Origin of the sequence: Capillibacterium thermochitinicola (genome assembly GCF_013664685.1) — a bacterium.
Taxonomy (GTDB): Bacteria; Bacillota; UBA4882; order UBA10575; family UBA10575; genus Capillibacterium; species Capillibacterium thermochitinicola.
In genome coordinates, this window is sequence record NZ_JAAKDE010000003.1 from 67,428 (window position 1) to 79,115 (window position 11,688).

At 53.9% G+C, this 11,688-nt stretch carries 11 protein-coding genes; 8 read left to right on the plus strand and 3 right to left on the minus strand.

Annotated elements, in window-relative coordinates; translation table 11 throughout:
* Positions 1-129 precede the first annotated feature (129 nt).
* Positions 130-639: a DUF2284 domain-containing protein gene (locus tag G5B42_RS01765; RefSeq protein WP_181338733.1), complete on the plus strand. Its 510-nt coding sequence runs from the start codon at positions 130-132 to the stop codon at positions 637-639.
* On the opposite strand, the gene G5B42_RS01770 is transcribed toward G5B42_RS01765, so the two are convergent.
* On the minus strand, positions 629-1,939 hold the full coding sequence (locus G5B42_RS01770; RefSeq protein ID WP_181338734.1) for an N-acetylmuramoyl-L-alanine amidase: 1,311 nt from the start codon (positions 1,937-1,939) through the stop codon (positions 629-631). The two genes, G5B42_RS01765 and G5B42_RS01770, sit on opposite strands and share 11 nt — an antisense overlap.
* Positions 1,940-2,117: 178 nt before the next feature.
* Here G5B42_RS01770 and G5B42_RS01775 point away from each other — a divergent pair, with 178 nt between their 5' ends.
* The 6 genes from G5B42_RS01775 to mnmA all read left to right on the plus strand — a co-directional run bounded on the left by G5B42_RS01775 (position 2,118) and on the right by mnmA (position 8,080).
* Positions 2,118-3,245, plus strand: coding sequence for a GNAT family N-acetyltransferase (locus G5B42_RS01775; protein ID WP_181338735.1), 1,128 nt, complete (start codon positions 2,118-2,120; stop codon positions 3,243-3,245).
* A 166-nt stretch (positions 3,246-3,411) separates the two neighbouring features.
* The gene (gene ku / locus G5B42_RS01780; RefSeq protein WP_181338736.1) at positions 3,412-4,224 is read left to right on the plus strand and encodes a non-homologous end joining protein Ku; all 813 of its coding nucleotides are present in this window, start codon (positions 3,412-3,414) and stop codon (positions 4,222-4,224) included.
* Entirely contained in the window at positions 4,225-5,169 is a 945-nt protein-coding gene (gene ligD, locus G5B42_RS01785; protein WP_181338737.1) for a non-homologous end-joining DNA ligase, read from the plus strand.
* A 178-nt stretch (positions 5,170-5,347) separates the two neighbouring features.
* Positions 5,348-6,520 carry a cysteine desulfurase NifS gene (nifS, locus tag G5B42_RS01790; RefSeq protein WP_181338738.1) on the plus strand — a complete coding sequence of 391 codons (1,173 nt, stop codon included), beginning with the start codon at positions 5,348-5,350 and terminating at the stop codon, positions 6,518-6,520.
* A gap of 17 nt (positions 6,521-6,537) precedes the next feature.
* Positions 6,538-6,978: a Fe-S cluster assembly scaffold protein NifU gene (gene nifU, locus G5B42_RS01795; RefSeq protein ID WP_181338739.1), complete on the plus strand. Its 441-nt coding sequence runs from the start codon at positions 6,538-6,540 to the stop codon at positions 6,976-6,978.
* Between the two features lie 19 nt (positions 6,979-6,997).
* Entirely contained in the window at positions 6,998-8,080 is a 1,083-nt protein-coding gene (gene mnmA / locus G5B42_RS01800) for a tRNA 2-thiouridine(34) synthase MnmA (protein ID WP_181338740.1), read from the plus strand.
* Positions 8,081-8,203: 123 nt separating this feature from the next.
* Here mnmA and G5B42_RS01805 read toward each other — a convergent pair whose 3' ends face one another.
* Positions 8,204-8,743, minus strand: coding sequence for a lytic transglycosylase domain-containing protein (locus G5B42_RS01805; RefSeq protein ID WP_231133143.1), 540 nt, complete (start codon positions 8,741-8,743; stop codon positions 8,204-8,206).
* A 143-nt stretch (positions 8,744-8,886) separates the two neighbouring features.
* The gene (locus tag G5B42_RS01810) at positions 8,887-10,746 is read right to left on the minus strand and encodes a transglycosylase domain-containing protein (RefSeq protein ID WP_181338742.1); all 1,860 of its coding nucleotides are present in this window, start codon (positions 10,744-10,746) and stop codon (positions 8,887-8,889) included.
* 576 nt (positions 10,747-11,322) lie between these two features.
* Here G5B42_RS01810 and spoVAE point away from each other — a divergent pair.
* On the plus strand, positions 11,323-11,682 hold the full coding sequence (spoVAE, locus tag G5B42_RS01815) for a stage V sporulation protein AE (RefSeq protein ID WP_181338743.1): 360 nt from the start codon (positions 11,323-11,325) through the stop codon (positions 11,680-11,682).
* Positions 11,683-11,688: the final 6 nt, after the last annotated feature.

Here is an 11,688-nt window from a genome sequence, read left to right on the forward strand (position 1 = left end):
GCCTTACTTACTCACCCGCCCTTAACTGAGTTTTGCTCAGCTCGCAAGGAAACCTTGACTTCTTTACCCGGCAACCAGCTCTTTGTGCTATAATCAGTCTAGAAACAATGTTCATTAAGGAGTGGTTCGATGCCGGATAAGCAATACTACGTAGACCGGGCGCTCCAGCTCGGTGCCGATCACGCCGTCCTTTTCACCTTGGACGATATCGTCTTTGATTCCCGGACCATCCTCAAGTGTATGTTCGGTTGTGCCGACTGGGGAAAAGGCCATACCTGCCCCTCGCGCCCGGGATCACTCAAACCTTGGGAGTACCAGAAAGTCTTCTCCGCCTACTCTTGGGGGGTCATTATCCACTCCACCGACAAAAAAAAGTCGCAAGAGGTCTCCTTTGCCATTGAACGGGAAGCCTTCCTCGACGGCTACTACTTCGCCCTGTCCCTCAGTGACTGTGCCCTCTGTGCCGAGTGCGCCGGCTTTAGAGGGCAGCCCTGCGTCCATCCGAAGAAAGCCCGTCCCGCCTTTCACAGTGTGGGAATTGATGTTTTCCGGACTGTCCGGCAATTCGGTTTGCCGATTCAAACCTTAAAAGACGAAAACCAGGAGCAAAACTGGTACTCGGCGGTCTTCATCGCCTGAGATAATTACCCGTATCTCCCGCGGTTTGCGCCCCGGTCGGTCCCAATTCCGGCCGGGGTTTAATTGGCTCGCCCAGCAGAAAGTGCCCACCCAGGGTCGCATTTTTCACCCCGTCGACCAGGATGGTCACCTCGTTTAAGTTAAGATTCACCGCCAACGTATTAACCAGGCTATAAATGGCCATCATCTCGGAGGCGCCGCCCCCGTTAATAAAGGTGCCCAGTTCCGAACTGACATCGACCACCGCCCGTGTGCCCTCCAGACGCAAGCCATGGACCCAATTGCCCCCCGGCAAACATGGTAAAAGGACACTGCCTTCGCCCGGACCCTTGGCCAATTCTTCCAGGATCACCTGGGCCTTCTGCAACTTACTCTTCTCCTCCAGTTCAGGCAAGGGGCGGATCTCAGGTTTAAAACTCAGATCCTCATTGTTGGGCGTGGCAAAGTATAAACATGCCGTCCCCGGCTCCAGAGTGGGAAAGGTAAGTTCGGGATAGACTTTCGCCGTCAGCGTTCCCCCGGCGCCCCCGCCCGCCGTCGTCGCCACCGGGGCCGCCGATCTTGCTTCCTGGGTAAGAAAGACCGCGGTCCCGTAAAAGATACTTTCAGCCAGTTTCTCCCGGTACTCCGGATCGGCCAGTAATTCTTCTTCCCGCGGGTTGGAAATAAACCCCACTTCCACCGTGACGGATGGTATTTTGGTCGCCTTGAGAATTAAATAGTCGGCACTCTGAGCTTTCCGCCGGTTCGGCCCCAGCCTGGTCACCAAACTGTTTTGGATCGCTTCGGCCAGCCGTTTACTCTCCGGTAGTTCACTGTCGTAAAAACACTGGGCCCCCGACCAGATCGACTGCGGAAAGCTGTTGACGTGAATACTGATCAAGAGGTCGGCATTGCTTTCGTTGGCCATCCGCACCCGGTAGAGCAAATCCCGTCGTTTCTTGGTTAAAGCGCCTGCTTCCGGCATCGCACTGTAATCAATATCCTTCTCCCGTGTCATAATCACATAGACGCCCACCCGGGAAAAATAACGCTTTAACCTTTTGGCAATGTCCAAGGTGACCGTTTTCTCCTCCAGACCGCTACGGCCGACCGCCCCCGGATCAAATCCCCCGTGCCCGGCATCAATGATGATCGTTTTCCCCGCAACCGCCGATGGTAACAGCGACGGCGCGTCCACGGGCTCGTCCCGCCGGGTCAAACCGCAGAAAAATCCACAGACAAAAAGAAAGATGATGGCAAAAAGATACTCCCGTCGCCATACAATAGTTATCCAGAAGAACTTTTTTTTGGTAACCATTCCGCCACCCCGGCTTTCTCTTTACAAATTATGAATGGGTAAGCGGATTTAGAAGTAAAACGCGTCCAAAAATGCCGGATCCAGCAACCAACCTTTGATCCGGTCCCGAAAAAAGTTTATAATAATTGTTAATATTAGCGGAGTTTTACAGAGAAGAGAGATTATTGGAGGGGTTTTAATGGATCGCATCTCCATTAAACCAGTCGTCACCCGCAACGACATGCGTGACTTCCTGTGGCTACCTTGGAATCTTTATAAAAACGATCCAAACTGGGTTCCCCCTTTGCTGAACGAGGTCAAAAAACAACTGGACCCCCGGTTCAACCCTTTGCTGACGCGTGGCCCCTACCGCCTCTTTTTGGCCTGCGATTCAGTCGGACGACCTTTGAGCCGGGTAATGGTGGGGATTGACCAGGCCGAAAACGAAGGTAAGTCCATAAAAGAAGGATACCTTGCCCTCTTTGAAGCGACCAACGAACAACCCAGTACCATGATCCTTAATCATGCCTGTACCTGGTTGGCCAACCAAGGGATCCAACTGGTGAGAGGGCCAATCTCCCCGACCAAGGGCGAGAACCTCCGCGGGCTGCTCATTTGGGGCTTTGATTCACCGCCGGTCCTCATGAACGCCTATAATCCGCCCGAGTATGCCACCTATTTCGAAAAAGCCGGTTTTACGAAAGACGTTGATTATTACGCCTACCATTACGATCTGAAACGGATCGATGTCCGGAAAACTGAACGGGTCGTCAGCTACGCCCAGAACAAATACGGGTTCCGGGTCAACAGCTTCGATCGGAACAACATCGAGGCCGAACTGGCTGATATTAAAACCATCCTGGAACACGCCCGTCCCGAAGACTGGGGCGATCTTTCCCCGCCCAACCTGGAGGATTTACGGGCCTACGCTTTCCAACTCAGAGATTTAATCATTCCGGAGTTGATTCCCATCGCCCGCAACCTGGAAGGAAAACCGATCGGCTTTGCCGCTTCGATCCCCGATTACCACCGGGTGCTGATGAAAAACAGCAGCTTTCCCTTCCCCATTGGCTGGGCGAAATTTTTATTCAACCGCCACCGTATCTCCGGTGCCCGTGTATTTTTGCTATTTGTCATTCCCGAATACCGCAAAAAGGGCGTCTCCGGGACCCTTTTCTACCATCTCCTCCTCAAAGCGAAAGAGCTTGGGTTCACCTACGGCGAAGGTTCAACCATCGCGGAGTTTAACATCCCGATGCGCCGCGGTGCCGAACGGGCCGGCGGACTCCACTACAAAACCTACCGGGTTTATAAGAAGGACCTTTAACCCCTTAATGCCCAAAGCTTACCGAAGAACTTGGGCAAAAAATTAACCACCAAAAGGACAGGCCTCCCTTTGCCGGATTTTCCCGGCTTTTTTTCTGGCCTGCTTTTAGTACGTGGCCGCCTCCTGGGAGATAATAACTTTGACTGCCGTCAACAGGAGGTTTACCATGCGTACACTCTGGAAAGGCGCAATCAGTTTCGGACTGGTCAATATCCCGATCAAAATGTACACCGCCACCGAACGCAAGGAGATTCACTTCAATCAATTGCATGCCACCTGCAAAACACCCATCCAGTACCGGAAATACTGCCCGGTCTGCCAAAAGGAAGTTGGCGCGGACGAGCTGGTCCGTGGGTACGAATACGAAAAGGGGCGGTACGTTATCCTGCGGGATGAAGATTTTGAACTGCTGCCCGGTGAGAACACCAAGACCATCGATATCCTGGATTTTGTGGATTTGTCCGAGATCGATCCCATTTATTTCGACCGCAGCTACTACCTGGCCCCAAACCCCGGCGGGGAAAAGGCCTATAACCTGCTTAAACAGGCAATGCAAGAGACGGGGAAAATCGCCATTGCCCAGGTGATGATCCGGTCCAAAACCGTCCTCGCCTGTCTGCGCCCGTGGGAAAAGCTTCTCGTCATGGCGACCATGTTTTTCCCCGATGAGATCCGCGCCCCGGAACTGCTCGCCGCCGAGGTTAAAGAAGTCAAACTGCATCCAAACGAGATCAGTATGGCCAACAGCCTCATCGGCAATCTTTCCACCGCCTTCAACCCGGAAAAATACAACAACGAATACCGGTCCAAACTGATGGAAGTGATCCAAGCCAAGATCGCCGGAGAAGAAGTGGCGGTCCCAACCGCTCCGGAAACGGCCAAAGTTGTGGACCTCATGGAAGCCCTCCGTGCCAGTTTAGAAGCAACAGAAGCTCAGAAAAAACCCGCGAAAAAAAGAAAGAAAACACAGACCGGATAGATGCTGCCTTTAAAGATCGCACCCATGCTCGCCGTGAGCGCTCCACCTTTTGACTCCCCCGACTACCACTTTGAACTAAAGTGGGACGGGATCCGTTGTCTTGCTTTTTTGACCGCAACCACCCGATTGCAAAGCCGGAACGGACGGGAGATCTCCTTCCAATATCCGGAGCTTGATAACCTGCACCGCCAGGTCAAGGTAAGCGATGTGGTCCTGGACGGGGAGATCATCGCCCTCGCCGACGGTAAACCCAGTTTTTTCCGGCTGCAAAGCCGCATGCACACCACTTCCGCGGCCGGCATCAGGGAAGCAAGCCGGACCAATCCCGTTCTGTACGTCGCCTTCGACCTCCTCTACCTTAAAGGGGAATCCCTGATGAACCAACCCCTCGCCACCCGGCAAGAACTGCTCCACAAAGTCGTTAACCCCAGCCCTCATTTGATGATCAGCACGCCCATCCCCCATGCGGGCACCGCCCTCTTTAAACAGGTGGCCGCTTTAGGGCTGGAGGGTGTGGTTGGCAAAGACAAGAACAGCCCTTACCTTCCCGGCAAGAGAAGCCCTTACTGGAAAAAAGCCCGGGTCGTCAGGAACAACGACTTTGTCATCTGCGGATACACCACCAACCCGCAAGGACGGTCCGATCTCTCCGCCATCCTGGTCGGGCTCTACGCCGGAAAAGAGCTCCACTCCTACGGATTGGTCGGAACCGGCTTTAGTCAAAGTGAGATCAACCATCTTCTCACCCTCTTCGCCGGTTTAAAACGGACAGAGTCCCCGCTGGCCGACCCGCCAATGCTGTCCAACCTCCACTGGCTGGAACCCCGTTTGGTTTGTGAAGTGGAATATCTCGCCGTTACACCAGACCGGCACCTGCGTCATCCCCGCTACAAAGGACTGCGAAACCGTCCGCCCGCCGCCTGCCGGGTCGAAAATCTGGGCTAACCACAGCCCGGTAAATTCATATTTTAACCATAAAAGCATTGACAAAGAGAAAGGAGAATGTTATTCTGGTCTTGGTATTCCTAGTAAATAACTAGGGATTAAAAAACCCCGTGTTGACACGCTTTTTACGGATTATCATCTGTTTTATCTTGATACGGCGGAAAGGAGCTCGCAAAAAATGATTTACCTGGACCATGCGGCCACAACCCCGGTGAAACCGGAAGTGTTGGAAGCAATGCTCCCGTACTTCACCGAGCACTATGGGAACCCTTCCAGCATATATAAGGTCGCCCAGCGCAACAAGAAAGCGATCGATGACGCTCGTGCCGTCGTCGCCGGACACCTCGGCGCCCAACCCAATGAGATCTTTTTCACTTCGGGCGGCACCGAGGCCGATAACTGGGCAATTAAAGGGATGGCCGAAGCGTTAAAGGAAAAAGGCAACCACATCATCACCACCAACATTGAACACCACGCCGTCCTTCATCCCTGTCAGTACCTGGAGAAAAACGGCTTTGAAGTCACCTACCTGGAAGTGGACCCGGACGGATTGGTCTCGGCCGAACAGGTGGAAGCGGCGATCCGCCCCGAGACTATCCTGATCACGATCATGTATGCCAACAATGAAATCGGGACGATCATGCCCATTGCGGAGATCGGTGCGGTGGCCAAAAAACACGGGATCGTCTTCCATACCGACGCGGTACAAGCCGTCGGCCACCTGCCCATCGACGTCCACGCCCAAAATATTGACCTCTTGTCTTTGTCCGGGCATAAATTCTACGGTCCGAAAGGCACCGGCGCTCTTTACGTCCGGCGCGGCCTGAAGCTTCCACCCCTGCTCCACGGCGGGGGTCAGGAGCGGAACCGGCGGGCCGGAACTGAAAATGTGCCGGGTATTGTCGGGCTGGCCAAAGCACTCGACTTGGCCTGTCAAGATATGGAGGCGAAAAACGCGAAGATCAAGGCCCTCCGCGACTACCTGATCGACGGGATCAAAGCGCGGATCCCCTATTGCCGCTTGAATGGACACCGGGAAAAGCGGTTGCCGAATAACGTGAATTTTTCCTTTGAGTTTATTGAAGGTGAATCCCTGCTTCTCCTCCTTGATATGGAAGGCATCGCCGCTTCCAGCGGATCCGCCTGCACTTCTGGCTCCCTGGATCCTTCCCATGTCTTGCTGGCCCTGGGGCTTCCCCATGAGCAGGCCCACGGTTCGGTCCGGTTCACCCTTGGTGAGAATAACACCCGGGAGGAGATGGATGTGGTCCTGGCCAAACTGCCGGCCTTCGTCGAAAGGTTACGGTCCATGTCCCCCCTCTACGAAGAATTTGTGCGCCAGAATTCATAAAGTATTGAGGTGAAAAAATGTACAGCCAAAAAGTGATGGAGTGTTTCATGAACCCCAAAAACGTCGGGGAGATCGAAAATGCCGACGGGGTTGGGACCGTAGGTAACGCGAAATGCGGCGATATCATGAAAATTTATCTGCAAATAGAAGATAATATTATTCGTGATGCCAAATTTAAAACCTTTGGTTGCGGGGCGGCCATCGCCACCAGCGCCATGTTGACCGAAATGGTGAAGGGTAAAACCATCGACGAAGCCATGAAAATCACCAACAAGGCGGTGGCGGAAGCCTTGGATGGACTACCCCCGGTGAAGATGCATTGTTCCTGCTTAGCCGAGGAGGCCCTCAGAGCCGCCTTATGGGATTATGCCCAGAAGAACGGGCTCACCATTGACGGGCTAACCCCACCCGACAATATTCATGAAGAAGAACACACCGCCGACAGCGGTGAAAACTGATTGATCATGGAGTGAAAAATTGACCAAGCTTAAAGTTGTCGTCGGAATGTCGGGCGGTGTCGATAGTTCGGTCACCGCCCACCTTTTACAGGAAGCCGGTTACGAAGTGATCGGCGTCACCATGCAAATCTGGCCGGAAGATGCCCCCCAGGAAGAAAGCGGCGGTTGTTGCGGCCTGACGGCGGTCGACGACGCCCGCCGGGTCTGTCAGCAATTGGGGATCCCCCATTATACCCTTAATTTCCGGCAGGAATTCCAGAAACACGTCATCGACTACTTTATCCGTGAATACCAACAGGGGCGGACCCCAAACCCGTGCATTGCCTGCAACCGTTTTGTGAAGTGGGAATCCCTCCTGACCAAGGCCTTGCAGTTGGGCGCCGATTACATCGCCACCGGGCACTACGCGCGGATTGTCTATGACCAAAAAACCAGACGTTACCTCTTAAAGAAAGCCGCTACCAGCAAAAAAGACCAAACCTACGCGCTCTATAATTTAACCCAGAAGCAGATGGCCCGCACCCTGATGCCCCTGGGTGATTACACCAAGGAAGAGGTACGCCAGATCGCAGCCGCGCTTGGCCTGCGCGTGGCCAAAAAGCCTGACAGCCAGGAGATCTGCTTCATCCCCGATCACGATTACGGTCGCTTTATCGAAGAGCACGCCCCTTCCACCAGCGGGCCGGGGCATTTTGTCGACCGCCAGGGACGGATCCTTGGTCAGCACAAAGGGATCATCCATTACACCGTCGGCCAACGGAAAGGGTTGGGGTTGGCGGTGGGCAAACCCCTTTATGTCCTGGAGATCCGGCCGGAAACCAATGAAGTGGTTGTCGGCACTGCCGAAGAGGTTTACCAACAAACCGTCTATGCCAACCAGTTAAATTTCATCCCCTTTGACCGCCTGACCGCGAAACAGGCCGTAACCGCCAAAATCCGATATAACCACGACGCCGCACCGGCCACGGTGATGATGGTCGATGACACCACCCTCCGTTGCGATTTCGCCACTCCCCAAAGGGCGATTACCCCCGGCCAAGCCCTGGTTCTCTATGACGGGGAGCTGGTGATCGGCGGCGGCGTGATTGTCAAAGGCGAATAAAACGTCTCTGTCCAAAAAAACGCCCCTGTTCCCAGGTGAACAGGGGCGTTTTAAGTTTTTTTCGTTTTGGTTTATACCTTTTAGTTTGGCCACGGTTATGTATGCTTTTTCCCCTTTCGGCGCTCAGTTGGCCAAACCGATTAAGTCCTGATAATACCCGGTAACCCGCTGCACATACAGACGGGTCTCCCGCGGCCATTCCTTGGAACGGGCGATACGGGTTGGTCCGGCGTTGTAAGCGGCCAAAGCGGTCGGAATCGTCCCAAACCGTTCCAACTGCTGCCGCAGGTACTCCGTCCCCCGGAAAATATTGGCCCTAATGTCCTTCCAATCTAAATCGTAACAATTAAACGGCATCAGTTGGGTCAGACCCCGGGCTCCTTTCCGGGAAACCGCTGTTTTGCGGAACCCGCTCTCCGCGGCAATCAAAGAAAGAATCAGGTAATAATCAATATTATAGTGTGCACTGGCGTCCAAAACCGCAACCGTAATCTCCTCCAGGTCCTCTTGGGGGATCTCCGGGTGGTGGCGGCGGATAAACCTTTCGATCTTGACCATCGGGTCATGCACCAACCCAGCCTCGTGCTTTCCGGTGATAAAATCCATAACCGCCGGCGAAGTAAAGAAAAAGAAAAATAAGGTCAGCGTTGTAATCTTTAACATTCGTCGGAAAACCATGACTACCTCCTTAGTACTCCATTGAAGACTCATGTCATTATATGTATGAACATGTCATTATGTGTATGGTTTAATCTATTGTAAATATACTTTTTCTTTCCGTCAATCCCTATTTCCTTAAATTCCCCCTAAAAATACTTAACACTATTCCTGACCAGTGCCTGACGGATAAAACTCCCCCAGTACTTGCCGGCAGTCCCGCCGCCAATGTCCCGGCCGTCGATCCGCAGCGGGCGGCGGTCGTCGTTGCCCAGCCAGATGACGGCCAAGAGTTCCGGCGTATAGCCGATAAACCAGGCATCGGTATTTTCGTTGCTGGTTCCGGTTTTGCCGGCCGCGGGCCGCCCCGGATCGGCGCTTTGCCCCGTCCCGTAAGCGATAACCCCTTGCATCATCTCGGTCACCGCCCGCGCCGTTTCAGGCCGGATCACCTGTTCCTGGCGGATACTTCCCCGCCTTAGCACCCGGCCGCGGGCGTCTTCCACCCGCAGAACCGCTAACGGTTGGGAGCGCAGGCCCTGGTTGGCCAAGGCCGTAAAAGAAGTACATAATTCCAAGGGGGTAACCCCCTCGGTCAAGCCACCTAACGCCAAGGGAGCTAACGCCTTGTCGTTGCGGGCGCCGCTTGCCACCAACGGCAGCCCTAAACGCTGGAGAAAAGCGAAGACCGTCGGCACACCGAGTTCATCCACGAGACGGACCGCCACCGTATTAAGCGACCAGGCCAGCGCATCCCGGAGCGGAATCACCCCCCGGTATTCATCATCCGCGTTTTGGGGCGTCCACGGCCGCCCGTTCACGGTATAGGTCACCGGTTCATCTACGACCAGGGTATCAGGGGTAAATCCGTTCTCCACCGCCGCGGCAAAGATCAACGGTTTGATGGCCGACCCGATCTGCCGCCGCATTCGGACCGCCCGGTTATACTTGGAAAACCGGTAATTCCGTCCGCCGACCATCGCCAGGATCTGGCCGTTCTTCGGGTCGAGCGCCACCAATGCCGCTTCCGGCCCTCCCTTTTCATCCTTGGGCAAAGCGGCGATCGTCTCTTCGGCAATCCGTTGGATATAAGCGTCCAAGGTGGTGTAGATCCTTAAGCCCCCCGCCCGGATATACTGAACGGACCAACCATACTGCTGCGCCAACCAGTCCACGACATAATCGGCAAAATATCCGCCCATGGTCAAATAACTGGGATCCTCCTCCACCTCCAGGGGTAAGGCGGACAGTTGTTCATACTCCCGCCGGGTGAGCAAACCCTGCCCCAACACCACTTCCAGGATCAGGTTCCGGCGCTTCAACGCCCGGTCAGGATGGCGATAGGGCGAGTACAGTTCCGGCCCCCGGATCAAACCGACCAGCGTCGCCTGCTCGGCAAGGGACAGATCCCAGACGTGCTTGGCAAAGTAGAAGCGGGCTGCCCCTTCCACCCCATAGACACCGTGGCCGAAGTAGATCCCGTTTAAATACGCCTCCAGGATCTCATCCTTCGAGTAATTTTGCTCAATCTTCACCGCATAACCGATCTCCACCAGTTTACGGGGGATCGTCTTCACATTGGTGAGCAAAAGATTCTTCACCAACTGCTGGGTGAGGGTACTTCCCCCCTGGGCCCGCTCTTGCCGGCGTAAATTATAGTAGACAGCCCTTAGAACGCCCTGGAAATCGACCCCCCGGTGTTCATAGAAACGCCGGTCTTCCACCGCTACCACCGCCCGGCGCAAAAACAACGGGATTTTCTCCAAAGGTGTCCAAGCGACCCGCGACGGACTGAGGGTCAACAGCTCCTCACCGTTCCGGTCCAGCAGGACGGAAGCCTGCAGATTAGGCCGGAGGAGTTGACGCAGATCAACCTCACTGATAAAGGGGTTATATAAAACAAAGACGGTACCGGACAAACCGCCGATCAGGAACAAAACCACCAGCCAGCGTAGGAGTTTAAAGACTCTTGAACGCCGAGGTTTGGTTTGCTGGTTGTTGTGTGGCAAAGCTCTCCCTCCCCGGGTGGAACTCAATCACTTGTAGTATGTCCGTTCCAAACCCGGTTTTCTGTCCTATATATGGTTTTTTATGCGGAGGGGATGGAGGAAAACACAAAGCAAAATAAAATTAGCCAAAACGGCCATAAAAAAAGACCACACTGTGGTCGGGAAAGTTGCTAAGTTGCGAAGGTTTTTAGCCTATTAATCAGCTATTCAGCGGGACTAAACGTGCCGCCCAAAAAAGAAAGTGGAGATTACCAGAATAATCTCCACTTTCGCTCCTTAACCTTCCGTGGTTTTTCTGCTCCGTAAACGGCTCTGCTGCACCGCGGGCAGAACAGCTCCCATCCTTTAATCTCGACTTGGCAATCTGGACATTGTCTCATCTTTTATTACCTCCTTCTTTTTTCTTCGACTTCATTGTACCATCTTATGGTAACATTTTAAGATCATTGGGATTACGAAATCAACAAATTGAAATTACGGGGAAGTTACAACCTTTCCCTGTATATTTCCCCAGCCCAATGGTAATTCTGACTATTGTTGATGAGCAATTCTCCACCAGAAATGAGTGGGTCCATCATGAATTGGCAAACTTATTTCAATGCTTTCTGGGTTGGCGGTCTGATCTGTCTCCTGACCCAGCTGGTCTGGGATTATACCAAACTGAATATGGGGCACATTCTGTCGACGTTAACGGTGATCGGCGGCATCCTGGGCGGCCTCGGCCTCTATGACCGGTTGGTTGAATTCGCCGGGGGTGGGGCGACCATGCCGATCTTGAGCTTTGGCAACGCCTTGGTCAAAGGGGCCATCGCCGAAGCGGAGAAAAACGGTGTCATCGGGGTCTTGACGGGCATGTTCGAATTGACCAGCACCGGGATTACGGCCGCAATTATTTTCGGCTTCCTCGTCGCGCTGGTCTTCAAGCCGAAAGGCTGAACACGC

Bases quoted from the DNA above. Each gene is read 5' to 3' on its own strand.
- G5B42_RS01765 (WP_181338733.1), top strand. From the start codon at position 130: ATGCCGGATAAGCAATACTACGTAGACCGGGCGCTCCAGCTCGGTGCC.
- G5B42_RS01770 (WP_181338734.1), bottom strand. From the start codon at position 1,939: ATGGTTACCAAAAAAAAGTTCTTCTGGATAACTATTGTATGGCGACGG.
- G5B42_RS01775 (WP_181338735.1), top strand. From the start codon at position 2,118: ATGGATCGCATCTCCATTAAACCAGTCGTCACCCGCAACGACATGCGT.
- ku (WP_181338736.1), top strand. From the start codon at position 3,412: ATGCGTACACTCTGGAAAGGCGCAATCAGTTTCGGACTGGTCAATATC.
- ligD (WP_181338737.1), top strand. From the start codon at position 4,225: ATGCTGCCTTTAAAGATCGCACCCATGCTCGCCGTGAGCGCTCCACCT.
- nifS (WP_181338738.1), top strand. From the start codon at position 5,348: ATGATTTACCTGGACCATGCGGCCACAACCCCGGTGAAACCGGAAGTG.
- nifU (WP_181338739.1), top strand. From the start codon at position 6,538: ATGTACAGCCAAAAAGTGATGGAGTGTTTCATGAACCCCAAAAACGTC.
- G5B42_RS01805 (WP_231133143.1), bottom strand. From the start codon at position 8,743: ATGTTAAAGATTACAACGCTGACCTTATTTTTCTTTTTCTTTACTTCG.
- spoVAE (WP_181338743.1), top strand. From the start codon at position 11,323: ATGAATTGGCAAACTTATTTCAATGCTTTCTGGGTTGGCGGTCTGATC.